Raw genomic sequence first — 23,782 nt, forward strand, 5'->3', positions numbered from 1 at the left:
GCAGAGCGCAATTCGGTCAGTAAGCAGATGACTCGCTGCGCTCCGAAGCGCTTGTTCGTCTGTTCCGTTGGCTGCCGCTTTGGTTTCCCAGGCGACGTCTCACATAGATTCGTATCGCGCCCGCTACGCCGTCCTGAACGGACGGCGACTGGCGCAACAGAGATCAGGATTTGTGAGTGGAGATCGGGCCAGCTTCTCCGGTCAGATTGAAAATGCTGTCGACCCACGCGAGGAAGGTCGAGAACGAGAAGTCCGACCATTGCTCGGTTCTGAACACCTTCATCACCGGGGTATCGGATGGATCTTTCTGGTTGAGCAAGTCATTAACGAAGTCGCCGACGTTCGAATTGATGCCGTTCTCGTGAATGTCCGATCCCGTGAAGCTGATCGCGGTCACCTGATGGTTGTGCATGAAGTCGCTACGCGCCCACGGCATGTAGTAGCCGAAGTTCGGCAGTGGATTCAATACCTGCTTCAGGCCATCCAGTTCCTTGTCGTACATGGCCAGCGATAGCGAATCCTTGGTCGCATCGTCCGGTGCCGCGATGACCGCCGGCACGAATGCCCGATAGTGGTAGGCCGCTTCGATCGCGTCCTGCTGATAGGTCGAGTAACCGAACCTGTCGTGCGGGAAGGTTGTCGATAGCGACACATACGCGCTACCCATGTTGTTGAGATCGTAGTTCTTGAGGAGCTTGCTGTTCAGCGTGATCATGCCGTTCGGTCCGGCCAGGTCCCATTCGGTGCGAACCCTCGTGTACAACCCCACCGACGGATGCGTTGCCGGGTCGGCATTGAACGGCGTATTCAGGACCGTCCCCGCGTCGTTCAGTAACGAGCTGTTGGCCTGTGGCTGCAGTGCTTTACGGATCGATGCGTAGTTGCCGAGCGTCCCGTAACCACCCGCACTTGTCCCGTAGACCATCAGGCGACTCGGCTTGCCGAAGCCATGGTCGACCAGCCATTGCGTGACGGCCTGAATGTTCTTCAAGCCACTAAAATGCTGAACCCGCCAGTCACCCGTCGGTGACGAGTAGGTGCGCACCGAGCTGCCCATGTGAATATCGCCGGAGCAATATGGGACGAATACCTGCGTCCAGTTCTGCGTTTCGATCGCGGGTTCACCGACGAGAATGTGGATAAAGTCCATTCGCGTCATCAACGGTGAGAGCAACGATGAAAGCAGGCTGTCGTTCAACGTCGCATTCATGTAGTTATGCGGAATGCCATCGGGATTGAAGCCGCCCAGCCCTGCCTCTGCACCCGTCGACGTCTGCGTGCACGTGCCGTAGTCCCAGCAGGCGCCGCCCGGTTCCATCATGTACAGCATGTTGTCGGACTGGGCACGGTTCACGTAGAACCGCAGCGGTGTTCCGTTGCCGCAGCTTGCACCCGTGCTCTCCGGCAAGGTCACTTCGTACCACGAGTAATACGGAATGGATGAATCAGGCGGGGTTGTATCCGACGCATGGCTGTTGAAGGCCGCCATGCCCAACAGGATCATCGCGAGAAATTGCCTGAGCTGCTTTAGCGTCAACATTGTTCCTCCCTGTGAATAGATATCCGTTGTTCCGCCGGTCTCTATCGGAACGGTGCGGTTATGCGGGAACTACGCCCGATGCGTGCGACATGAGGCGTACTGCGAGAAAGCGACCTGCTACACACGGCCGACGAACATGAAGATGGGATAGCGAACTGTTCGAGCGCAACGCCGGATTCTGAAGATCTGGCGACCGGGAAATCACCGGTAACGTGCAATGTAGGAGCAGTCAATCATCTGTTGAAGTGGGCAAATGGCCATCGGTGGGTCCGATTCGGTCATTCGTGTAGACAGACCAGGGACTCGCTTCCAGCGGCCGACTACCTCCTTCCATCTTTCGCACATGTTTTCCTTGCCCATCCAGTTCTGGTGAGCTACCGTTGCGACGGCATGAGGCAATATATGACAATTTGTGGATTTTTGAGGTATTGCCATCCGACGGTCATAAACCTTGGCCAAGCTCTGGGCTGCGTCAGCAACCAGGGCTGACGCACGTCGTCTACGGGTTGTGAGACACGGCAGTGCGACCGATGCAGAAGTCTTCTGGAGTTGAATTCCGCGCTAAGGATCTGACTCATGTCCTCATACGACCGCCGTGACTTCCTGAAGCTGAGCGCCCAGACAGCGGGCGCCGCCGCCTTGCTATCTGTCTTTCCACCCAGCATCCGCAATGCGCTCGCCGTCAGTCCAAACCGCGTAACCGGCACGATTCAGGACGTCGAACACGTGGTCATCCTGATGCAGGAAAACCGTTCATTCGATCACTACTTCGGTAGCCTCGCCGGCGTGCGCGGCTTTGGCGATCCGCGGCCCGCGCCGCTACCAACCGGCAAGCCAGTCTGGTATCAGCCGGACCCGAGCAACGCGGACAAGTACGTGCTGCCGTTCCACTTCGATGTCAACGGCACGAGCGCACTAGAGACCTCGACGTCCAACGCCTGGAAGGGCAGTCAGGTTGCGTGGCAAAACTGGGACGCGTGGATCGCGCAGAAGACTTCGATGACCATGGGTTACTTCAACCGTGGAGATCTACCGTTCTACTACGCGCTTGCCGATGCGTTCACGGTCTGCGATGAGTACCATGCCTCGTTTTTCGGTAGCACCAATCCGAATCGGACCTACTTCTGGTCTGGAACATGTACGGATTCCGCCGTGCTTCCCACCAGCACGGTAGGTCTGATCGACGTCAGCGACATCCGGTATGACGACAACTCGCAGATTGCGCAGATGCCGAGCTGGCAAACCTATGCCGAAGTGCTGCAACAGGCGGGCGTGTCATGGAGGCTGTATCAGGAACTCGATAACTTTGCCGACAACGGGTTGCAGTTTTTCAAGCAGTTTCGCGTCGACTCCAACGGGAAAGTGCTGAGCGCAGACACTCCCGATCCTGTCAGCCGGGCGCTTTACCTGAACGGCCGGACCTTCATCGATCAACCGTTCGGCGACGATGCCAGTCACTCGAACGGTGATGCGCTGGTCCAGGCACTGCACAAGGACGTCCTGGCCAATACGCTTCCGCAGGTATCGTGGATTGTGCCGCCGGCATGGGTGAGTGAACATCCGGCGAACACACCCGGAGCAGGTGAGGATTTTGTGGCGAGAGTGCTGACCGCCCTGTCCAGCAATCCTGACGTGTGGTCAAAGACGGTGTTCATTCTGAACTACGACGAGATCGACGGATTCTTCGATCACATACCGGCACCCATTGCGCCGGTTTCGATCGCGGGTCAGAGCTATGGCGCGGCCACGATGACGGACTTCGGTCCCGACGAGATCTGGTTGGGGCAGCCTACAGGCCTCGGGTCGCGTGTACCGATGCATGTCATCTCTCCGTGGAGCACCGGAGGGAAGGTCTGTTCCGAACTGTTCGACCATACCTCTGTATTGCGCTTTCTGGAGACCTGGCTTATCGCCAAAGGCAAAAGCGCGAGCGACGTGCAATGCAAGAACATCTCGCCATGGCGCAGAGCCATCTGCGGCGATCTGACATCGGCATTCGACTTCGCGGGATCGCCGGCCTCCTGGCCGAACAACCTGCCCAGCTCCGTCACCCATCTCGACACGTACCTCATGCCAGCGCCGACAGTACCGTCGTCGCAAGCACTTCCGGCATGGGAGACCCAGCAGCGCACTGCACGCCCTCTGCCCTACAAGCTGCTGGTAAACGGCGCAGTGCATGGCGGCAAGGGACTTGAGCTGACATGCGCGAACAACGGGCCCGCGGGCATCGCACTGATTGCGTACACCAATCCTGGCACCGCCTCTCAACGGCCTTTTCACTACACGATCGAAGCAGGCAAGACGCTAAGGACCATCCCGCAATCGACGGGTGCCTATGCATGTTCCGTGTACGGTCCTAACGGCTTCCTCGTGCAGTTCGCCGGTGTTATCCCTGCCGACAGGGCCGCAGCCAACGCACTTCCGTCAGTGGGTTTCACGCAGAATGCATCGTCCTTCGACAACATCGTTCTAGCCTTCACCAACCCGTCGACCCAACCGGTTACGTTCAGTCTCACGGAAAGCTATGGCAACACCACGCAGTCGTTGATCGTTGCCGCTGGCACATCGAAGACATTCACCGTGTCGATCGAGGGCCACGATCACTGGTACGACGTGACCGTGTCCTGCGATATCGGTAGCCGTTTTATCTGGCGTTACGCGGGTCACCTGGAAACCGGCCTCGAAAGCCGTACCGATCCGAAGATGACGAACGCGAGTAGCGCCGGTGGCAATCCGGACGCGCAGATCAACATCGGGCAGGACCTCGCGCAAACCGGTGATGCCGTGAAAACAGGCGGCGAGACGGTGATCAATGGCGTCACCACCGTTGTAGCGGAAACGGGATTGACAATAGCAGGCGTTCTGTCCGAAGCATTCTCGCCTATCGCATCAGCTGCGCAGAGTCTGTTTAGCGGAAGCGGAACGGGTATCGCGCTGTTGACCGCTGTTGTTGCAGCACCGCTCGTGCTTTTGGCGGGTGTTCCTGCGATTGCTAAAACCGCGCTTCAAAGTGTCGGTGCGGCGATCTCTTCAATCGGCAGCGCTGTCGGCAACGTTGTGCAATCGACGGCGAAGCTGGTCGCCGATACGGTGACTACAATCGCAAAGACCATCGGCTCGTGGTTTTCATGGCTTTGAACGATACAACCGGAAGAGATCGAACAGAAGAAGCGGGCTTATCTGGAGCGCCGTGAAAGATTGGCCGATATTCCAGGTGGCCCCACTGCCGCTGTCCCGGGTCACGAGGCTGAACTGACGACCGTGAGCATCACTACCGGGACTCGCGTGGACCATGACCGGTCCATCGCTTGAACGCGCGCCGGAAGTTGTGGCTGTCGGTGAAACCTACCTCTCTCGCCACATAGTCGACGGTCAGGCGTGGGTTATTCAACAGCTCGTATGCGCGCTTCTGACGAATATCATTGACCAGAGTTTGATACGACACACCGCTCCCGGTCAGTCGACGGCGCAACGTTCGTTCGCTCATACACAGTTGGGTGGCGACCGTAGCAAGCAATGGCGCGTTCCGCAGATCGCGGCGAATAATGCGTGCGATGGATTCGAGAAAGTCGGTTCCGCTGTCTTCCTGCGTGTCTGCAGCCTGCAGAAGCAGAAGCGCCTGGCGATGCGCAAGCGGATCATAGGTCGCGATGGGCCGGGTCCCCCATGCAGCATCGACTGAAAACACGTTACTTGCCTGCTCAAACCGGACGGGGCATTTGAAGATCCGGCTATATTGCGCTGCGTACGATGGGGCCCGGTAGGTTAGGTCTACCGCAGCCGGTCTGAACCCGTCGCCGACGAGCGCATACGCGAGCTTCATGGCGCTGCTGAACGCTTCTTCGACCAGGAATATCTCGACGTCTGACTCAAAGAAATGGTTGGTGGCGCAGATCGAAGCGATTCGTTCGTCTGTTGTCAGATCGAAGTGAAGCAATGGGCCTGTGTGTTTTTGCAGGCGAATGTTCAACGCGGCGGCGTCCATCAGCGTCCGGCTTGTCAGCATCGCATAGCCGACCAGACCTATCGATGCGATGGTCTCTCGAGTGCCGGTTTCCAGCCCAAGACCGCAGCCCGGTGCCAGACTGAGCGCCCTCTGGATCATCGTGCCTGCTTGCCGCAACGACACACGGCAAGACGGATCGGACAGGTCCGCAACATCGAAACCGAGACCCATGCATAACCGTTCAGGGTCGATACCCATGTCCTTGCACGTGTCGGCGAGACATCTGAGCAGATGAACTCTTAGATTGGCCTCTGCATTGTGCTCTACGCTGTTCATGATCGCTCCATGCCATCACCGTCGAAAATTCGCGAATGGCATGGGTACCGGGACATCAAACGCTCCAACATGTTGCTCACCTGATACGAACCGCCCTGGCGCGGAAAACCAGGGCGCATTAAAACGTGCAGTCACTGCCAGCGATTGGCTCGACTCGATGTCAGGAGCAGATGCTAGCCCAACTGCAGTTTGATCACCAAGGGAGATTCCGCCGATGCAGACGCAGAACCCGGTAGCTGAATCGTGACATCGCCGCTCGGGCTGGTCAGCACGGCGAGCGCACAGTTCGGGTCCATCACAAGCGAGGCACGTTTGATGGAGTGCGGATAATTTCCCAACTGCAATTGCCCTGACGAACTGTCACTGACAAACAGGTAGACATACTCGCGACCGCTTGCGGTGGTTCGCGAAGTCGAGGTGGGAAAGTATTGAACTGGACCCGCCTGTGTGTCGTAAATCGCTTCCGCGTTTTCGCTCATCCACCGGCCGACCTGCGCGAGATTGTCTATCAGAGCGGACTGCAGTTTGCCGTTTGCCATCGGCCCGATATTCAGAACGAAATTCTTGCCGACAGAAATGTTGGTGATGATGCTGTCGAGCATCCATGCCACAGGCTGAATGCTTGCGTGAGCGTCGTAACCCCATGTTCCGGCATTCGCTTGAGCATCGGTCTGGCTGGTGTCGATGGTTTCGCCGAAACTTCCGACCGTTGGATTCTGGCCTCGTTCGTAGACAGCGAAGTCCTCGCCCGGTAAAACCGCAGACCCTGAACTCAGCCCCTTGTTGTTGACGATCAGGGTGGCAGGCTGCGTGACGTTGATCGTATGGTAGATGTCCTCGATGTCCCACATCGCTGGATTCCGGGCCGCCCAGTATCCGTCGAACCAGACAGCGGCTATCTGGCCATAGTGGGTAAGCAGCTCTTTGAGCTGCGCTTTCATGAACGCGAGGTAGTCGGCCAGGTTCCCCTGGTTGCTTTGGTAAACCGACAACACATCGTCGCTTGCAGCCTGGGTCGTCGGGAACGCCGGGTTGGTCCAGTCCAGCAGCGAATAGTAGAGAACGAGCTGCAACCCCTGTCTGCTGCATTCGTCCGCAAAACCTTTGACTACGTCGATGCGAGGACCGTCCACTGCGGTGTTGTACCTGCTCGCGTAGAGGTCTGCTCCGGTATTCCACAGGCTATAGCCGTCGTGATGTCGTGTCACCAGGTTGATGTACTTCGCCCCCGCATTCCTCGCGACGCTGACCAGATTGCGGATCGATGCTCGCGTTGGGAGGTACTTGTCGGCGTTCTCCTTGTAGGCATCTACGCCGCTCGCCGTTCCATTGTTGAAGTGACTGTTATCGTCCAGCAGGATCCATTCGCCCTCACCGAAGCTGCTGTAGATCCCCCAGCAGACCATCATCCCGAACTTGGCGTTCTCGTACCACTTGAGCGTTTCCGCCTTGGTCCTGAAGACTGGATTCGGCCCATGCTCGAGCGCAGTCGTTTCGGCTACACCGCTCTCGGACAACAAAGTCCCTGCATATAGCGCCAGGCTTTGTGCGATGAAACGTCGTCTATCAACCATCAGTCTCGTCTCCGGTTTGGTCTTGCAGAGCCTTGCCCCGATCCTTGTGCACGATGACCGCCTGGTTCAGACACTTCTGTCGACCATCGCTTCACGTTGGATCAAGCGGTGCAGATCGCTAAACGCGGATACTCGGGGCCGCGCTACTGACGGATTGCACGGCCGAGCTGACGTACATTTTCATCCGGGCAGTGATTCGACCGAGCGCGGACAACTTCATGGTCGAGTCTTGCTGGCAGTTCTACTTACAGGTAAGTAGAATACTTATATATGAGCATCGAAATCAAGAAACAATACTGTTAGGTGTGTTGGTATTTTCCCTGGCAGGTGGTCGGGCGCAGGAGGTCCCGACAACGCCTGGTATCAAAAGCCGCACACTACGGGCACAGCATCGCTGGACCAAGGAGAAGATCAATTGGAAGAAGAACTGGACCGCTATCGCGCCCCGGCGCTCGACAAAGGCCTGGACATTCTGGAGTTGTTGTCGGAGCAGGAGCATGGCCTCACGCGCGGCGACATCGTGAAGGCCTTGGGGCGCAAGCCCAACGAGATTTACCGCATGGTTGAACGGCTGGTTGCGCGTCAGTATCTGACCCGTTCGGTCGGTGGTGACCGCTACTCGTTGAGCCTGAAGCTTTTCTCTCTCGCGCACCGCTATCCGCCGGTGAACCGTCTGATCGCCGAAGCGCTGCCGCACATGCATACGTTTGCAAAGACAGCAGAACAGTCGTGCCACCTCGCCGTCTACGACGAAGGGAGCGTCGTCATCGTGGCACAGGTCGACGGCCCGGGCGTCTGGGGTCTTTCGATCCGGCTCGGTTCTCGTGTGAGCCTGCTCAACACCGGTTCCGGTCACGTGTTACTGGCCTTTCAGAACGAGCAGCAGCGCGCCAGGATGTTGTCGGAGCATCGCGAGGTCGAGGGCGAGATTCCGATGACAACTGAGGCCATCAACCGCACGCTGGCAACGGTCACCGAGCTTGGACACGAGGAAATGGACAGCCTGCAAACCGCCGGCGTATTCAATGTTTCATTCCCGATCCTGGGTTCCGACGGACACGCGATCGCCGCACTGACCACCCCTTACCTGCGGCGCCTCGACCAGCGCAGTGCGCCATCGCTTCACGAGGTTCGGAGCTGCTTGCAGCGAGCCGCAACGGCACTTTCGATGATGCCACCCTCGCCCACATAGGACGCTCAAGGACCGGAGCCGGGAAAGCGCCTGGGAGTGCCACGCTTGACGCAATATGCCTATTAGTAAATAATATATTCATATATAAGCGTACCGACAACTCACCCAACTACAGGTCAGCAGGCCGGGATTGCGCACGCTCCCTACGCCATCCCTTCGAAGGAGACGAGACGAGATGAGCAAACCCGAAGAGATCGACCAGCAACAGTCGGCTTATCTGGAGCGCCTGGAAAAGTGTTACTCCGGAATCCTTCACGACGTCATGCGAGCCGACGGACTGCGCGATTTCACGCTCCCGCCTACGTTGCGCCCACTGATCCCCGGTCAAAAGATGTATGGCCCGGCGTTCACCGTAAGCGGCCGGGTCGACCCCACCGCTAACGGTCACGAGACCCTGCTTCAATGGACCGGATTGCTGTCCAGCGCCAGGCCGGGTCACGTGCTCGCGATCCAGCCGAACGATTCCACCGTCGCGCACATGGGCGAGTTGTCGTCGGAAACGCTCAAGTACAAAGGCGTGCGGGGCGTCATCGCCGATGGCGGTGTGCGCGATTCGGAATTCATCATCGGTATCGGATTTCAGGTCTGGCATCGCTACTACACACCGCGCGATGTGGTGGGTTACTGGTTGCCCGATGCCTTCGATGTACCGGTCAGCATCGGCGACGTAGTGATTCACCCAGGCGACTATCTGTTCGGCGACCGCGACGGTGTGGTGTGTATTCCGCAAGCCCGTCTCGAACGGATACTGCAGCTAGCAGAGCAGGCGATGAGCAGCGAAAACCTGGTTCGCAAGGCCATCCTCGAAGGTGTCGATCCGCAGCAGGCGTATCTGCAGTACGGGAAGTTCTGATTGACGCCGGGAGCAGACAAGGTGGTCAATGCGCACTCCAGAAGGATCGTGCGAATCCAGCGTCTGGCCGTTGGCTTTCTGCTGGTCGCGGGTATCGTCAACTATCTGGATCGAAGCGCGCTTTCAATTGCCAACGTACTCATTCGCGAAGAACTGGGTTTGTCGACTACCCAGATGGGGCTGCTGCTATCGGTGTTCTCGATCGCGTATGCGATAGGACAGATACCCAGCGGCGCATTGCTGGACCGTCTGGGAGTACGCGTGGTTCTCGGTGTCGGCATGTTCCTGTGGTCGATCGCCCAGACGCTGAGCGGTTTTACGCATACAGTCAGGGGTTTGCTGTTGTGCCGGTTCTTCCTGGGAGTCAGCGAAGCACCGTTGGTGCTCGGCGGCGTCAAGGTAGTGAACGACTGGTTCAACTTCCGTCACCGCGGATTGCCGACGGCACTCGTTGCCGTATCGCAAGCCGTCAGCTCGACGTTTGCTCCGATGATCCTGACTGCGATCATGCTCGCATTCGGGTGGCGCATCATGTTTGCGATCATGGGTGTGCTCGGCATCATGGTGGCGGTGGGCTGGTTACTCATTTACCGCGATCGCAGCGCAGTCGAACTCACTGCGTCGGAGCAGCAGTATCTCGACGAAAACCGGACCGGAGGCGACGTCGGTATGCGCCCGACGCGTGCCGACTGGATCGGACTCTTCAGGCAACGTACGACGTGGGGGATGGTCTTCGGCTTCATGGGGATCGTCTACATGGTCTGGCTGTTCATGACCTGGTTGCCCGGTTACCTGGAAACGACCCACCATCTGAGCATTGCCAGAACCGGCGGGATAGCCGCCATTCCGTTTGCATGTGGGGCGCTTGGTCAACTGCTTGGCGGCGCCATGATCGATGCGCTGATCAAACGCGGTGTCGGGCCAATAGACAGTCGCAAGTGGTTGATCTGTGCGGGACTGGTCGTCGCTGCACTACTCACCGCACCGGCGGCATTCGCGACGAATCTGTGGGTCGCGGTGGCGCTGATTAGCGGCGCTGTCGGGGCGATCAATCTTGCGGGCGCCTGCGCCTGGGCGCTGGTGAATGCGGCGACTCCATCGCGTCTTGTGGCGTCGCTGGGTGCCATCCAGAACTGTGGGGGATTCCTCGGCGGATCGCTTGCTCCGTGGGTTACCGGATGGGTCGTCAACCGGACGGGTAGCTTCTTCTGGGCGCTGCTGGTCAGTTCTGCCGCTTGCGTGCTCTCGGCACTCAGCTATGCATGCCTTGTACGCAAGCCCATTCATGAACACAAGGACGGGGCGACGATAGTTTCAGAGCCGGCCGCGTAGTCAGGATTCGCGTACAGCGCATCGGGCTAGCCGCCTATCGATATATCCGTCCCCTGCTCAGTCGATTTATTGATCGATGACTGACTGCGCCCAGCTGACCTCAAGATCGGTTTGCGCAAAAACCTGCATGAGCGCCGGGACCGGCTCACCGTCGGTCACCAGCCTATCGACCGATTCAGGACCGAACCCGGTGACTAGTGCGCTTTGTCCAAACTTCGCGAGATCCGCGACCACCACCCGTTGCTCGGCTTGTGCCAGGGCAGCTCGGGAGAATTCAGCGTCGCACAACTGTGAGTACATGAACGCGCCATCGGCGGTAACGCATGAAACAGAAACGATCGCATACCGGACACGGAATTGCCGAATGAATGCTAGTGCGACCTCGCCGAATGCCGACGAGTCGTCAGGGCGTAATTCTCCGCCGGTAATGAACACCTTGTTATCGTTGCGAGGTGCCAGGATGCGGGCGACCTCGGCGGAGTTGGTGACCACCGTCAACCGGTTGTGCTGGCATAGGGCATGCGCGACGTGAACGCACGTTGTGCCACCATCGATGATCAGCGTGTCGCCATCCTTGATGAGCTGGCTCAGATGGGCCGCAATAGCCTGCTTGGCTTCGCGGTTCTTGAGGATGCGCTGTTGAAACGGAGGCTCATCGAGATGCGTAGGCAGCACGATGCCACCGTGCACCTTGAGCACTAACCCCTCGGCAATCAGCGGCTTGATGTTGCGACGAATCGTCTCGTCGGATACATCCAGTGCTTCCGCCAGCTCACCGATCGTGCACGTTTTCTGCGCGCGCACCATGCGCATGATTTCACTTTCTCGTTGTGTCGATAACATGGCTGTCGGGAGAACAATCGCTGCGGCCGTCTGGCAAAGACACAGAGTAAATCATCCTGGCGAGATGTTAAATGGCGATGGAGGCGCAAACCGCACAACAGGGTGGCTAGGACCCGCGTGCTTTCATTTCAGCACCGCCGTGCGTTGAGGATCATAGAGCGGCTTGTCGTGACGCGTCGCAGGATAACGCGCTCCCATGATCTCGACGGTGAACTCGCGATCTTCCAGCTCCTCAACCCCGATGTACGCAGCGAAGATATTTTTTCCAACGGTGAAGCCGTAGTCCGCGCTGGTGACGCCACCCACGACACGCTCCTCACGCAGCAAGGTTTCGCCACCGAACATCGGTACGTCGCCCACGGTCGAAAACCAGCACAACTTGCGTTTCGGACCGTCCCGCTTGATCGCAGCAAGTGCCTGGCCCGCGATGAAGTCCACGTTGCCGGCGAGTTTGTCCGCCGCAACACAAAAGCCGAGACCCGCTTCATACGGGTTGTAGTCCGGAGAAATGTCGCTACCCCAAACCAGAAAATGTTTTTCGATGCGCAGGCTGGAAATTGCCCGATAGCCTACGTTAGCGACACCGAACGCTTTTCCCGCATCGTGCAGCTTGCGATACAGATCCTGCGCATACTCCGTCGGGACGTGCAGTTCCCAGCCCAGTTCACCCACGTAGGTGACGCGCAGCGCACGGACCGGCGCATAACCGATGTCGATTTCTCGCGCGCTCATGTAGGGGAAGGCATCGTTGTCGAGCGGTGCACTGGTCAGCTTTGCCAGAATGTCGCGCGCGTACGGACCGCACAGATTGACCACCGCGTACGCCGACGATACGTCCGTAACCGACACCGCGCCATATTTTGCGGCGATCGCCGGCACGTGTGCCTCGAGCGTCGAGCGGTCGCGGACACCGAGCGCGCTCCCGGTAACGAAGTAGAAGCGCTCCGGCGCAAGCCGCGTGATCGTGACATCACCTTCGATGCCACCACGCTCGTTGAGCATCTGTGTGTAGATGACGGTGCCGATCGGGCGATCCATATTCGATGCGCACACATACTGCAACAGTGGCAATGCGCCGGGACCGGTCACTTCGTACTTGGAGAACGAACTCATGTCGATAAGCGCGGCACGCTCGCGCACCGCACGATGCTCGTTGCCGACGGCTTCGAACCAGCGGCCCCGCCCGAAGCTCGGTGCATCGTCTGCGAGGATGCCGCCCGTGGCAAACCAGTTCGGTCGTTCGTAGGCGAACTTCGAGCCATATACGGCGCCCTGCATTTTCAGCGTTTCGTACAGCGGACTGCAGCGTGCGTTACGTGCCGCCGTATTCTCGTGACCCGGGTACGACACCGCGTAGTAGCGCGCGTAACTCTCGATCGCGCGCTCGATCATGAACTGTTCGACTACGTGAGGTTGCCCAAAACGGCGCACGTCGAACGGCCACAGATCCATCCCCGGGTCGCCGTCGATGATCCAGTTCGACATCACCGAGCCTGCTCCGCCCGATGCGGCGATACCCGAAGTAAAGCCACAGCACAGATAGAAGTTGTCGTGCGCAGGCGAGCGGCCGATGATCGGTTCGCCGTCGGCAGTGATCGGGATCGGACCGTTGATCATGTCGCGCATGCCGAGCTCGTTGAGAACCGGGATGCGCTTTGCTGCATCGAGGCCGTATTGCTCGAAGCGATCGAAAGAAGGTTGCAACAACTCCGGGCCGAAATCGAGCGGCATTGGCCTGGTGCCCGTACTACCCCACGGAACCGTTGCGTCTTCCCAGCCACCGACGCACAACGCTCCCGGTTCTGGCTTGATATAGAAGCGCGCATCGGGGTCGCGCAAGGTCGGGAGATTGTCGGGAACCCGTGCGCTCTTCTCGGTGACGAGGTATTGATGCTCGACGGCGCAGACTGGAACACGAATGCCCGCCATGCGTGCAATGTCCCGTCCCCACATGCCCGCACAATTGATCACGACGTCGGCTTCGATGATCCCTTGATCGGTCTCTACAGCCTTCACACGTCGTCCATCGGAGTGCAGGTTCGTCACCAGCACGTTCTGTATGATCTTCACGCCCATCGCGCGTGCGCCGGCCGCGTATGCCTGCGTCAACTGCGACGGGTCGACATAGCCGTCCGATTCGATCCAGGCCGCGCCGACGAGCCCATCGATGTCCATCAGCGGAAAGAGCTTCTGCGCGTCTGCTGGCGAAATCAGTTCGACATCGAGTCCGAATCCTTTTGCCGCAGTCGCTGAACGCTTCAGCTCCGACCACCGATCTTCGGAAGCTGCGAGCCGCAAACTGCCCACGCCATGCCAGCCGGTCGACTGACCGGTTTCCGCTTCAAGCGTCCGGTAGAGGTTCGCGCCGTATTTCATCAGACGCGTCAGGTTATTCGACGAACGCAACTGACCAACGAGACCCGCCGCGTGCCAGGTCGTGCCGTGCGTGAGCATCAGGCGCTCCAGCAATACCACGTCCGTCCTGCCGCGCTTGGCCAGGTGCCAGGCAATGCTGCAGCCGATCACACCGCCACCGATGATGACGATTTCGCTTCGTTGGGGGATATCCATTTGTCTTCCCTGGCTCACGTATCACTCCGTTTTCGGCTTCGCGGCACATCGGCGATGATGCGCCAATATCCACACAAAACCAAATATACGGTCACAATGTGACGAATTCTATCGTACACATCGTGAAAATCAACACAAATCCAAAGAAATTTCCAGAATCCCACGTGTCCCACACAAGGCAAACCCGATCCCGATGGAGTTCCCAGGAGCGAGTCAGGGCGCAAGCTGGTGGTTGACCGTTGCTTCGATTGCGGAAACACGCGCGGCGCTTTCCAGCATGGCGAAGTAGATGGAATGTCGTAGCCGTATTGGATCAACTGATCACACAGCGTCGTGTGTGATCAGCTGCAGAAAAATTGAAATGGTCCGAAGAAATCAGGCGGATCACCCTGACCAGGACGCGTTGCCGCAGAGCAATGCATTGGAATACAGGCCTCCGCGACAACGCAACCAGAAGATCAAGGGGTGCCGAGCGTCCCCGATAGCGTCCTGGTACCAGGACCATAGTTCAACACGGACACTTTCGTCGCAACCGAAGCGTACGGAACGGTATTCCCACTCGCGTCGATCTGCCGGCCCGACCAGAAAATCTGCGCCGAGGCCGGAATCATATCTTTTAGCGCGCTATTAATTCCGCCCTCGTTCAACCCAAGAATTGCATTGTCGTTCCATTCACATATCTGGCCGCCTATCACAGCGTTGCTGGCTTGCCATGTTGCATACAGACTCTCTGCTTCCCCAAGGCTCGATGTCGTATTGTTCTTCGGTACGACATACCAGTCCCCGCTTGAGTTGATCAGTTTCCTGATACCGTCGCCGACGATATAGCTATCGTCATCGCCATCCCAGTTCTGAACGATCAGATTGTTCTTGATCAAACTCAGGTTCGTGCTTTTGTCATATGCATCGTTCCATATCGTGACGGTGCGACGTTGCCCCTGCCGGTTTCTTGTCGCTCCCACGTAGTGCGCCAGCTGCGTGAGAAACGCTCCGCGAACCTGATCATTCGTGCCGATATCGCTGGATGTCGCTTCGTCTCCGCCGATCGAGATGTTTCTCGAATGGAACCAGGGCATGAATTCGTCGAAGACCGATTCGACATAGCCTATCGTGGCCGGATTCGTCATGTTCAGCGTTCCACCCCATTGGGCGGAGACATTCGGCAAAGTCAGATCGGGACGATCATTGAGGAAAGCGCCGGAATGCGAGGGCACATCGATCTCCGGCTTGATCTCGATGCCATACGATTCCGCGACTCGCTCCATCTCCTCCCAGTCAGCATGCGTATACCCTTTCTGTTCCGCGCCGGTCACACCATCCGGATTGCCATCTGTTGGACGCAGCTTCGGAAAGTTACTGCTAAGCAGACGTAACGCGCGATTGTAGTATTGCGGATTCGCAGGGTTGATGCCGGTGTGGGTCGCGTTCCATCCAAAGCCTTGATCGTTCAGATGCAGCTCCAGCGTATTGAGCTTGTACCAGCTCATGAAGCGCAGATAGTCCTCGATAAATTCCTTGGACATATAGAGCCGACCGACATCGAGCATGACACTGCGCACAGGCAGGCGCGGGTAATCCACTGCGTAGCCGTTGCTCACGAAACGATGCATGCCCGCGGGTTGCCCGTCGACCGAGAGCATCTGCAACAGTGTTCGGGTTGCATGCAACACACCCACCGCGGTATTCGCACGCAGTACAACACCGTCCGGTCCGGCATAGAACGTGTTGCCCTCGTTACCGATCTCCTTGTACACGGTGTCGTTACACGACTGGAGACTCAGCGTGATATCGCCAGGACGGGTTCTGCCGCTCTCGACGACCGGTACGGTAAGACCTGTAACGGCAGCGAGATCTTCGGCAAAGCGGTATGCGACCGGACGAAGTTCTTCCGCGGAACGCGGGTGGACTACGATCCGGCTGTTGCCCGACAGACTCCATAAGTCGCTTCCCCCGTTCCATACCCGCAGGGTCGGGATGACCGTCGGCATGGTGTTGTTCCCGGTCATCGAGTTATTCGTCTCAGCCGCACGGCATGTCGATACGTCAGCCGCACTCTCCGCAAAGGCGGAATTGACTGCAACGAAGGTCAATAGAGAGGCAAATAAAATCCGTGCTCCTGTGGAATGCTTAGGCATGTTCGATTCCTGGAAAGGCGATTTCAAATGGGGAGAGCTCCTTCAAATAGCGAGCCCCAGCGCTGCTCATCACATCCAAGCCTGGTTGTCTGTCACCGCGACGGCTGAAGCAGCGGCGTCCCCAGGCCTCCGATGTTCGGCATACCGGTCGTCGGGTTCGAAAATTTGATCGTGTTGATGCCTGCCTGCAGCGTGACGAAGGTTCCCACGATCACTTCCTGATCGGTTCCCGACAGGTTGTTCGTGCTGCTGGTACCGCCGCTGCCTCCTCCGGTGAGCGGAAAGGTGACCGTAACGGGAGCGGCGCCGTTGATGGTCAGCAGTGCGGTCTCTGGAACGGTGGTGCCCATCACGTAATAGATCGGCAACAGGTAGGTGCCCGCGGACGGAACTGGAATAGTCATGGTCAAGGTGCCATCTCCTGTGCCGTAGTGCCCGAGATAACCCACTTCACCGCCTCCGCAACTTCTACAGTTGTACGGGACGGCAAGACCGCTCAGCACACCCGCTTGCGCCGGGTAATCCGGTGTGACGACATAGGCGGGCGGATCGCTAAAGGCAGGTGCAGTGGCGGACAATGGACTACCGCTGAACATTGCAACGCTCTTTACACCTGGGCCGTATTGCAATACCGCGACACTCGTTCGCAGCGTGGCGTACGGTATGACGGCACCGGCTGGATCTCTGCGCTGACCGTTCCACCAGATCTGTCCGGCAGCGGGGATGACGTCCTTGACGACGTAGTGGGCGAGGTCTTCGTAGGTATAGGGATTGTGGTACGTCATGTCGCTCCACAACGCTATCTGGCCACCGGCGGGCTGATAGGTCGACGTTGCGCCTATAAAAGCCGTGTTGCCGAACCAGTCGAATACTTCGCCGTCGCTGGTTGGGTGTGTGAAGGGAAGGCCGGCATCGGTGCCATAGAAGCTGTCGCCGAGGAAGCCCGACGACTCCTCGTAACCGCCGGCATTCGGTGTGACGTAAAACGACCCGCTACTGTTGATCCATTTAAATTTTGGCGTGGTCCACGGTAGCGGGCCGTTGGTACTCCAGTTCTGAATCACGAGATTGGGATCGTAGTTCGATTGACCGCTCACCGTGTCCTGCCACATCTCCACGGTCTTCCCGCGGCTTTGCAGATATCTGGCCAGATTGTTCTGGAACGTCTGAATCGACGCCGTGTCGCCTGCCTCGTCGCCACCGATATGCACTTTCTGCGAGCGGAACCATGGGAGAAATTCATCCCAGACACGCTCGACGTATCGCAGCGTGGCCGGGTTGGTCGTATCGAGTCCTTCGCTGGTGCTCGATGGATCAAAGGCGCGCGCCATCGCTTGCGAATGTCCCGGCGTGTCGAACTCCGGAACGATCGTGATGCCGTATGCCTCAGCTACGTCCTCGAGTTCGTTCCAGTCGTTCTTCGAGTAGTACAGGCCGTCGTACGACAGCGGTTGTTGCGTGAAATTCGGGTTGTGGCTATAGAGCCGGAACGCGGCCTTGATCCCTGTTTGAGTATTGGGCGTCCGGTCCAGCAGGTCGCCGCTGATGACAAGGTGCAGCGTGTTGATCTTGTACCAGGCCATGAACTTCATATAGGCCTCGAGGAAACCCTTGTCGGCGAATTTCCGCCCGACGTCGACCATGAAAGTGCGTTCGGGATAGAGCGGTGCATCGATTGCATAGCCTTGAGGAACCGTGCGATGTGCACCGGCCGGCCGACCATCGAGCATCAACATCTGCAGCAGCGTTCGCGTGGCATAGAACAAGCCATTGTCCTTACCGCGTGCGCCTCGTTCGTGGTTGGCTCGAAGGATGATGCTGTTACTTGCAGAGAGCGTATATCCTTCATCGCCGATCTGTTGCGTCGTACCTGGACAGGGTTTCAGACTCAGGCCGATATCCCCCGGATGCACGTACGGACCCACGACGATTGGCAAGTCGAGCCCGGTGACTTCAAGAAGATCCGCTCGCAACCGCGTGCCGACACGCCACAAGCTTCCGGCATCGGCTTGCTCGACGACGATGCGACTAGTCGGGCTGAGACTCCACGTGCCTCGCGAGCCGTGCCATGTCCTGATGCCGGGTACCACGGCGGGCGCAACATTGGCTGCCCCAACGGGGAGCGTCTCGTCGGGAATGCTGCAATCCATCTTGCGCCCCATATCAGTCTGGGCTGCGCTCTTTTCAACCGACCTGGCGGCTACCGATGCTGTTCCGCCTGTGGTGTCAGAACCTCCGCCGCAGGCTGTCAATAGCGCCGCCGACAGCAATGTCCCCGCATACCGTGCCAGGTGTTGTGCAATGAAACGTCGTCTGCCAACCATTCGCCTTATCTCCGGTTAGTTTTCACCGGACGTTGATCCTGAACCACGTGCACGATGGCCACCTGGTCCAGGAACCGTTCACCGGTTATCGGTTCCCCTTCAATCTGGCAAGACGGATTGTTAAGCAGCGTATTTCCGATTGCTCTTTTGTCGTTGTACTGATTTCTGGCTTGAAGCGAACTGGATCGAGAAAAATCCTGGGAAGAGCGAGAGATGCACGCACTGCGTCGCCGCCGATGGCCGCTGCTGCGTTTGCGGCGAACAGTACTTCTACTGCGCATCCAGCAGGACAACGGCCCAAGTTTGCGTCCCGATATTTAGTTTACTAGTAAATATATTACTTATGTATGAGCGTAACGCGCAAGCAATGATACAACCGCTCACGTCGGTGTTTTCCCTGGCATTTGGCGAAATTAATCGGAGAAATTTCGGAGACGCTGCACCATGTTCCGCGAGTAAAACCCATTAATGAGCATTAAATTTACCAATGGGTCCATTTCTCGTCCTTGTACCTGCAAGCTCGTGAAGCGGCTGGATCGACCTCACTGCTTCAAGGCGGGTCACGTGTCCAGATTCGCGTGGAGCGCAGTTCAAGCCTGGTTCTCTTCAAACGAAACGTCCCGTCGAACAATATTTGGCCTGACCGTTCGTCACCGATGCAGGAGTTAGCCACGGACACGGCCGTGCCAACGGTTCGGAAATCATCTTCCATGCCGTGCCACTCCCTTGAGGATCACTAAGCCACTCGCGATGAGCAGTCACGCAACTTGACGTACCTGGCCAGATTTCCCGGTTATCGTCAGCCTGGGATAGTTGTTACGTTAAGGCTCGATGCGTCCGCGTCGCTGAAGTTGATCGACACCACCGCATCCCATCTGGACTTCAATCTTGAACACACTATCCAGCACTCCGCTTGCACCGCTGCTAGACCAACTCTTTGCAGATTCCGAGAGCAGTAAATCCGCGCTCATGCAGCGCATGAGTCACCTGACTGAAGACGAGAAACAAAAGCTGCGCACGTCCGATCCTTTCACGCTCTATTCCCTGGTCAAAGATGTCCATCTCGCCGTTTCCCGAGCTACGGCAAACCTGTTGTATATCCTGGCGCGCAATCACGGGATGAAGTCGATTGTCGAATTCGGCGCGTCCTTCGGCGTTTCGACGCTGCATCTGGCTGCCGCGTTAAAAGACAACGGTGGAGGTGTTCTCATCACGTCGGAATTCGAGCCATCGAAGGTCGCCAGAGTGCGTGCCAACCTCGAGCAGGCCAATCTCTCAACCTATGTCGATATCCGCGAGGGTGATGCCTTGCACACGCTCGCGACAGATCTGCCCGACACCGTGGACATGCTCTTCCTGGACGGCGCCAAGCAACATTACAAACCGGTTTTGAGCCTTGTCGAATCGCGCCTGCGCGAAGGTTCAATCATCGTTGCCGACAACGTCAACGATGCGCCTGACTTCGCCGACTACATTCACGAGAGCGGCCGATTTGTCTCAGCCCGATTCGATGACGTTGAAGTTTCAATGCTGGTCTAGTCTGATACCGCTATGTGTTCGATCTTGCCATTCGCGTGGCAAACGCGAACTCAAAAATTCCTCAACTAAAGCAATACAACGGAAAACAATGGTACCAATGCATCGTTAACGAACCCCGACACTGGCTTTGTGAAATGGTCTCTCAACCCCCACCAAGGATAGAGATGAAAACAGCGAAGAACTGTACCGCTAGCCATCGCTACCATCACAGCCAGCGGGATCGCCTGGCAGCACCGGCCGCTATCACAATGGTCGTGATGATTCTCGCCGGTTGCGGCGGCGGGGATGGCGCCGCTTCAACCTCTGCGGCCAACCTGAAGCAGACTGCCAGCCAGCAAGCCAGTCCACCGACAGGCAATCAGACCTACATCGATCCGGTTGCCTATTCGGTGAACGCCGCCGATGGCCTCGCTGCGTCGCAGGTTTCCGAGAAGACGGCAGTCATGCAACATCGGTGGGTCTCCGGCAACACCACGATCAACTACACGACGACCACGGGCCACCTGACCGCAACCGACTCGAAAGGCAATCCCGAAGCATCGATGTCTTACGTCGCGTACACCGCGCCGAGCACGAACGGTGCACCGCGGCCTGTCACCTTCTTCTATAACGGCGGTCCCGGTTCGTCGTCGATCTGGTTGCGGCTCGGTTCGTTCGCGCCCACGCGTGTCGCGACGCCCGACCCGCTGTTCGGCAACAACTGGCCGAACTATCCGCTCGTCGACAACAAGGAGAGTCTGATCGCCACGACGGACCTGGTATATATCGATCCGCCGGGCACCGGACTTTCCGAAGCGGTCTTGCCGAACACGAACCAGTCGTTCTGGGGTTCCGACGAGGACGTCGACGTCATGCGCGATTTCGTCGAGCGCTACATCGCGGTCAACAACCGCAGCAAGTCACCGCTGTATCTCTATGGAGAATCGTACGGCACGCCGCGTACCAACATGATGGCGCTGGCGCTCGAATCCGCAGGTGTGCATCTGACGGGAATCGTGCTGCAATCCTCGATTCTGAATTTCTTCGCGGACGCCTCGTACGCGGTCGGCGTGACGGGCACACCCGCGGGTCTACAGCTCGCTACCGATACGCTGGAAGGATTCCTGCCGGAGTACGCGGAGGTGGCGGCGTACTACAACCTGGTATCGCCCGCACCGGTCAGTCAGGCCGCTTACGCACAGCAGGTAGAGCAGTTCGGCACGCAGCAGTACCACCACTTCCAGCCATATGCAGCGACCTGGGCGCTTAGTCAGGATGGCGTACCCAGTCTGTTCGGGCCGCCGGTATATCCCGCCACGCGAACGCTGCAGTCGTGGACGACGTCGTCTGGCATGACACTGCAGGCGTTACAGGGTTACTTCAGCGCCAATCCGATTTACAACAGCCTGATACCGGGTACGACGATCGGTGCATACGATGGCCGCGTGTCACTGCCGAATTCGGATCCGCGACTGCAGGCGGACCCCGATCCGTCGGACATCATGATCTCGCAGCCATTTACGAACGCGCTCGCTACGCAAATGCCGGACTACCTCGGCTATACAGCGCCCAACGCGACCTACGTGCTGTTGAATCGAACCCTCGTCAATACCTGGGACTTCACGCATGACGGACAGCCGATGCCCGATACGATCCCCGATCTGCTGGGCGCGCTGACGCTCAATCCAAGGCTCGAGGTGTATTCGGAAAACGGCTATCACGATCTGGACACACCGTTCTTCGCTACCGAGAAGCAGCTCGCGCGACTCCAGACAGTACCGGGTCTGAATCCGAACCTGCAGGTGACGTTCTTCCAGGGCGGTCACATGATTTATCTGGACGACGTCGCGCGTCCGCAGATGAAAGCGGGCCTGGAACTTTTCTATGGCGCGAAGGCGATCCCCGGTGCTTTGACACTCGCGACCTTGCCTCTGCCGTGGCGCGACGAAGACCCGGCCAGCGAACCGACTGGCAGCACACCCACCACCCAGGCGATGGCGCCTTGAGCGCAGCTCGCGGGGCGTTAAACGACAGTGTCGATTAGCGCCCCGAAAGGCGTCGTGATTCGCCGTTCACACAAACACCGGTGGCCGTTTATCCGCCCACGGCTTCGCCGCTTCCAGTTCATAGGCCAGTTCGAACAAGGTTCGTTCGTCGCCGAAACGGCCTGCGAATTGAACGCCGATCGGCAGGCCCGCCACGCTCCAGTGCAGCGGAACACTCATGGCCGGTGCACCGAACGCGTTGTGCATCATGGTGTAGATAGCGTAACGACTGACGCGCTCAAGGACGGTGTCGAGTGACAACCCACCGTGTATCGCGCCAATCGGCACAGGTGGTTGCGCGAGCACCGGTGAAACGATCACATCGAAGCGATTGAACCAGTCGTTGTAGGTCGATGCCGCCGCGGTCAGTCTGGTCTTCGCATTCGCCAGCTCGCCGGTAGGCAATTGCTTGGCGTAGGTCGCCATTTCCAGCGTCAATGGTTCGAGCAGAAACCGGTTGGGTTTGATACCCAGCAGCGCCTTGCGAGCGATGCCCACGGTTTCCGCGGCAGCGCTCGTAAAGAGCGTAAGAAAATCGTTGAAGGTGGCCGCGCCGTCGAACGGCAGTGAGGTCGATTCCACGTGATGCCCAAGCCCTTCGAGCAATCGCAGCGTGCTCTCTATGGACGATACGACCTCTGGGTCCGGCGCCTGACCGTCAACCACGTTGTCGACGAAGTAACCGACACGCAGGCGCCGCGTGGACGGTCCTGTGACAGCGCCAACAGGCGACAGAACCGCCGAAGTTCCACTACGCTCCATCACCGCAAACAGACCCGCGGAATCGCGCACCGTACGCGATACGCAGTGTTCGGCGGTCAGATCGAATCCCGCTGCCTGCTCCTGATCCCCGATCAGGCGACCAAACGACGGCTTCAGCCCGAACAACCCGCAGCACGACGCGGGAATGCGGATCGAGCCACCGCCATCGGCGGCATCGGCCATTGGCACCACGCCCGCAGCGACCGCAGTAGCAGAACCACCCGAAGAGCCTCCGGGCGTGTGGCCCAGATTCCAGGGGTTGCGCGTCGGCCCGCACGCGAGTGCCTCGGTGGTCGGCAGGAAACCGAACTCGCTCATCGACGATCGTCCGATGATCACGAGACCCGCGGCCTCGTAGGCATCCACCTGCGGGCTGTTCGTCCGCGCAGCAGGCATGAGCCAGGTCAGCCGTGAACCCCAGCGCGTCTTGCTGCCCTTCATGTCGTACATGTCCTTGAGCAGGAACGGTACCCCGGCAAACGGCCCGGTGAGATCACCCGTTCTGGCGCGCTGACGTGCACGTGCGTATAGCGGCTTCGCCATGAAGTTGAGCTGGGGTTGAACGGCTTCCGCACGCGCAATGGCCGCGTCCACCGCTTCCAGCGCACTGATGTCGCCGCGCCGGATCATGGCGGCTAACCCGGTGGCATCGATAGACGCTATGTCGTTGCTGTCTTTAGTGTTCATGCTTGCCTTGCAAGGTGCTGTTCGAATTAAATTCGTCACCCGGCGATCTTACATGGGGCCGCGGCAGGCGTTGTATCGCGAGTAGTAGACTCTGCGGATCCGTTGGGCGTCGCACAATAATTCA

The 23,782-nt window shown here is 58.4% G+C and carries 14 protein-coding genes; 6 read left to right on the forward strand and 8 right to left on the reverse strand.

The annotated features are described in order from the left end of the window. Positions 1-163: 163 nt before the first annotated feature. Positions 164-1,540 (reverse strand): pectin acetylesterase-family hydrolase, encoded by a 1,377-nt coding sequence (locus tag BWP39_RS26120; protein WP_096725142.1) that lies wholly within the window; start codon positions 1,538-1,540, stop codon positions 164-166. A 576-nt stretch (positions 1,541-2,116) separates the two neighbouring features. Here BWP39_RS26120 and BWP39_RS26125 point away from each other — a divergent pair. Beyond that, positions 2,117-4,678, forward strand: a complete 2,562-nt coding sequence (locus tag BWP39_RS26125) for a phosphocholine-specific phospholipase C (protein ID WP_096725143.1) — start codon at positions 2,117-2,119, stop codon at positions 4,676-4,678. A 133-nt stretch (positions 4,679-4,811) separates the two neighbouring features. On the opposite strand, the gene BWP39_RS26130 is transcribed toward BWP39_RS26125, so the two are convergent. Further along, on the reverse strand, positions 4,812-5,822 hold the full coding sequence (locus tag BWP39_RS26130) for an AraC family transcriptional regulator (RefSeq protein ID WP_096725144.1): 1,011 nt from the start codon (positions 5,820-5,822) through the stop codon (positions 4,812-4,814). Positions 5,823-5,995: 173 nt separating this feature from the next. Beyond that, positions 5,996-7,396, reverse strand: a complete 1,401-nt coding sequence (locus BWP39_RS26135) for an alpha-L-fucosidase (protein WP_096725145.1) — start codon at positions 7,394-7,396, stop codon at positions 5,996-5,998. Positions 7,397-7,811: 415 nt separating this feature from the next. Here BWP39_RS26135 and BWP39_RS26140 point away from each other — a divergent pair, with 415 nt between their 5' ends. The 3 genes from BWP39_RS26140 to BWP39_RS26150 all read left to right on the forward strand — a co-directional run bounded on the left by BWP39_RS26140 (position 7,812) and on the right by BWP39_RS26150 (position 10,773). Further along, the gene (locus BWP39_RS26140; RefSeq protein WP_096725146.1) at positions 7,812-8,588 is read left to right on the forward strand and encodes an IclR family transcriptional regulator; all 777 of its coding nucleotides are present in this window, start codon (positions 7,812-7,814) and stop codon (positions 8,586-8,588) included. Positions 8,589-8,763: 175 nt separating this feature from the next. Beyond that, a complete protein-coding gene (locus BWP39_RS26145; RefSeq protein WP_096725147.1) occupies positions 8,764-9,441 on the forward strand; it encodes an RraA family protein in 678 nt (225 codons plus the stop codon). Continuing rightward, positions 9,442-10,773: an MFS transporter gene (locus BWP39_RS26150; RefSeq protein ID WP_207557111.1), complete on the forward strand. Its 1,332-nt coding sequence runs from the start codon at positions 9,442-9,444 to the stop codon at positions 10,771-10,773. Positions 10,774-10,839: 66 nt separating this feature from the next. Here the strand turns inward: BWP39_RS26150 and BWP39_RS26155 are convergent, their stop codons facing one another. The 4 genes from BWP39_RS26155 to BWP39_RS26170 form a co-directional block, all read right to left on the reverse strand. Beyond that, a complete protein-coding gene (locus tag BWP39_RS26155) occupies positions 10,840-11,616 on the reverse strand; it encodes a DeoR/GlpR family DNA-binding transcription regulator (RefSeq protein WP_096725148.1) in 777 nt (258 codons plus the stop codon). 123 nt (positions 11,617-11,739) lie between these two features. After that, the gene (locus BWP39_RS26160; protein ID WP_096725149.1) at positions 11,740-14,187 is read right to left on the reverse strand and encodes a GcvT family protein; all 2,448 of its coding nucleotides are present in this window, start codon (positions 14,185-14,187) and stop codon (positions 11,740-11,742) included. Between the two features lie 458 nt (positions 14,188-14,645). Further along, positions 14,646-16,175 carry a family 20 glycosylhydrolase gene (locus tag BWP39_RS26165; RefSeq protein WP_170043902.1) on the reverse strand — a complete coding sequence of 510 codons (1,530 nt, stop codon included), beginning with the start codon at positions 16,173-16,175 and terminating at the stop codon, positions 14,646-14,648. A gap of 239 nt (positions 16,176-16,414) precedes the next feature. Then, entirely contained in the window at positions 16,415-18,484 is a 2,070-nt protein-coding gene (locus tag BWP39_RS26170; RefSeq protein ID WP_170043903.1) for a family 20 glycosylhydrolase, read from the reverse strand. 1,050 nt (positions 18,485-19,534) lie between these two features. Between BWP39_RS26170 and BWP39_RS26175 the strand changes: the two genes are divergently transcribed. Next, on the forward strand, positions 19,535-20,185 hold the full coding sequence (locus BWP39_RS26175; protein WP_096725152.1) for an O-methyltransferase: 651 nt from the start codon (positions 19,535-19,537) through the stop codon (positions 20,183-20,185). 164 nt (positions 20,186-20,349) lie between these two features. Then, positions 20,350-22,170, forward strand: a complete 1,821-nt coding sequence (locus tag BWP39_RS26180; protein WP_096725153.1) for a S10 family serine carboxypeptidase-like protein — start codon at positions 20,350-20,352, stop codon at positions 22,168-22,170. A 66-nt stretch (positions 22,171-22,236) separates the two neighbouring features. Here BWP39_RS26180 and BWP39_RS26185 read toward each other — a convergent pair whose 3' ends face one another. Next, the gene (locus BWP39_RS26185; RefSeq protein WP_096725154.1) at positions 22,237-23,658 is read right to left on the reverse strand and encodes an amidase; all 1,422 of its coding nucleotides are present in this window, start codon (positions 23,656-23,658) and stop codon (positions 22,237-22,239) included. Between the last annotated feature and the right edge of the window lie 124 nt (positions 23,659-23,782).

It is taken from the genome of Paraburkholderia acidicola (assembly GCF_002362315.1).
Classification (GTDB): Bacteria; Pseudomonadota; Gammaproteobacteria; order Burkholderiales; family Burkholderiaceae; genus Paraburkholderia; species Paraburkholderia acidicola.